The sequence below is a fragment of the Kocuria sp. genome (assembly GCF_030536815.1).
Lineage (GTDB): Bacteria > Actinomycetota > Actinomycetes > Actinomycetales > Micrococcaceae > Kocuria > Kocuria gwangalliensis.
Map to the genome: position 1 here is coordinate 1 of NZ_JAUNPE010000105.1, position 2,661 is coordinate 2,661.

A 2,661-nucleotide genomic window follows, 5' to 3' on the forward strand; every position below is an offset into this window, starting at 1 on the left:
TCCGACATCGACGAGATCCGCCGCACCGTGGAGTTCTGCAACCAGCTGCCCGTACCCGAGCGCAGCCCGTACGGCGGTGATCTGGTTTTCACCGCGTTCTCCGGTTCTCACCAGGACGCGATCAAGAAGGGCTTCGAGTTCATGGAAAAGGACGCCTCCGAGCAGGGCATCTCCGTGGACGAACTCGAATGGGCCGTTCCCTACCTGCCCATCGATCCCAAGGATGTGGGCCGCAGCTACGAGGCCGTGATCCGCGTGAATTCCCAGTCCGGCAAGGGTGGCGTGGCGTACCTGCTCAAGAGCGAGTACGGCGTGGACCTGCCCCGTCGCGCCCAGATCGAGTTCTCCGGCGTGGTGCAGAAATACACGGAGACCTCCGGTTCCGAGGTGACCGGCCAGCAGCTGTGGAACATTTTCACGGACGAGTACCTGCCGGCCCGCGAGAGCGGCGACCACCGTTGGGGTCGCTACCGGATCTCCAGCATGTCCACCCACTCGGAGGACGAGGGCAACACCGTCCTGGAGATCGGCCTGGACGTCGATGGTCAGCGCCATGACCGCACCTCCCAGGGCAACGGCCCGATCGACGCCCTGATTTCACTGTTCAACGCCGAAGGCGTGGACGTGCGCCTGCTCGACTACTCCGAGCACACGATGTCCGCCTCAGCCAACGCACAGGCAGCGAGTTTCGTGGAGTTGGCCGTGGGCGACCGTGTCCTGTGGGGCGTGGGCCTGGACAACAACACCACCAGATCCTCGCTGAAGGCTGTCATTTCCGCCATCAACCGCGCGGTCCGCGACGCGCAGTTGGCAGAACAGGCCTAGTCTCCTTGTTGTGTTCGAGCCGCCGACGCCGCTCGGTGACCTTCCGCACGGTGGGTCGCCTGGCGGCGTCGGCGCCTTGGCATGCCCCCATGCTTGCCCGGGAGAACGTGGGAGACTAGGGCGGTGGCCGGTTCAACTTTCGCTTCTCGCTCGTACCGCGATGAAGCCGTAATACTTCGCACGTACAAATTGGCCGAGGCGGACCGCATTGTCATTCTCCTGACCAAGGACCACGGCCAGGTCCGCGCGGTGGCCAAGGGAGTGCGTCGCACCACCTCACGGTTCGGCGCGCGGCTGGAGCCGTTCAACGTGGCCACGCTGCAATTGGTGCAGGGGCGGAGCCTGGACATCGTTTCGCAGGCGTTGGGCAAGCGGTCCTACGGCGAACAGATCGGTGCGGACTACGCCAAGTACACGGCCGCGGCAGCCATGGTCGAGACCGCAGAAAAGCTGACGGCGGACGACTACGACACCGCCCAACAGCATTATCAGCTGCTCATCGGCGCGCTCTCCGCCGTGGCCCGTGGACTGCATGAACCCGGCCGGACACTGGATTCATACCTGCTGCGCGCGGTATCCATTGCGGGCTGGGCCCCCAGTTTCGTGGACTGCGCCCGATGCGGTGCGCCCGGTCCACATCGATCCTTTTCCGCCGCGCTGGGTGGTGCGGTGTGCCCACAATGCCGCCCACCGGGATCCGCTGCACCGAGCGAGGCGACCTTTGTGCTGCTGCAAGGCTTGTGGGCGGGTGACTGGACAACCATCGATGCTGCGGACTCCAAAACGGCGCGGGCCGCGGCGGGTCTGGTGGCTAGCTACATTCAATGGCACATGGAACGGTCGGTGCGTTCCCTGAGCTTGGTCGAACGCACCGAATGATGGAGAAAAGGACCGTGAGCGTGAGCAGATTCACCCCGCCTCCGGGGCACCCCAGTGGCGCCCGACCCCCGGCCATTCCCGAGCAGTTCAGACCCCGGCACGTTGCCCTGGTCATGGACGGCAATGGCCGGTGGGCCAACGAGCGTGGGTTGCCGCGTAACGAGGGGCACCGCGCAGGGGAGCGGGCGCTGCTGGACGTGGTGGCCGGCGCCATTGACATGGGCATCCCCAATGTCTCCGCGTATGCCTTCTCCACCGAAAATTGGAAGCGATCCCCGTCCGAGGTTGCGTTCCTCATGAACTTCACCGGGGACGTGATGAAGCGGCAATTGCCCACGTTCCAGGAGTGGGGTATCCGGGTTCGTTGGGCTGGGCGCCGACCGAAACTGTGGAAGTCCGTGATCAACCGCCTCGAACACGCCGAGGAAGAGACCAAGGACAACGACGTGGTCACCCTTACCATGTGCGTGAACTACGGCGGCAGAGCCGAGATCGCCGACGCCGCCGCAGCCATGGGACGGGACGTCCAGTCAGGCCGCCTTGATCCGAAATCCATTAGCGAGTCCACCGTGCAGCGCTACCTGGACGAGCCGGACTTACCGGACGTCGACCTGTTCCTGCGGTCCTCCGGCGAGCAGCGGATCTCCAACTTCATGCTGTGGCAATCGGCCTACGCGGAGCTCGTGTTCCTCGACGTCTTGTGGCCGGACGTGGACCGCAGGACGCTGTGGCGCGCTGTCGAGGAGTACGCGAGCCGGGACCGACGCTACGGGGGCGCGGTGGATAAAGTCCCAAGAGGGAGTTGAGATTTAAGCTGAAACTATGAACGCAAACTTTAAGCATTGCGGCGCCTTAGACTGCAGAATCACGCGGTGATCTCGTGTGTAAAACTGGCGTCATGCGCTTGTATCCCACGTTCTTCAAAATCGCGTTCTCCTGGATGGACGCGGAACTTGC

General features: G+C 64.0%; 3 protein-coding genes. All 3 read left to right on the forward strand.

Annotated elements, in window-relative coordinates; genetic code table 11:
- The coding region (locus Q4E95_RS09525; protein WP_303383083.1) for an alpha-isopropylmalate synthase regulatory domain-containing protein at positions 1-825 on the forward strand (825 nt) is incomplete at its 5' end.
- Between the two features lie 123 nt (positions 826-948).
- Complete coding sequence (gene recO / locus Q4E95_RS09530) at positions 949-1,704, forward strand: DNA repair protein RecO (RefSeq protein ID WP_303383084.1); 756 nt, start codon at positions 949-951, stop codon at positions 1,702-1,704.
- On the forward strand, positions 1,704-2,510 hold the full coding sequence (locus Q4E95_RS09535; RefSeq protein WP_303383091.1) for an isoprenyl transferase: 807 nt from the start codon (positions 1,704-1,706) through the stop codon (positions 2,508-2,510). The genes recO and Q4E95_RS09535 overlap by 1 nt, the downstream gene beginning before the upstream one ends.
- Positions 2,511-2,661: the final 151 nt, after the last annotated feature.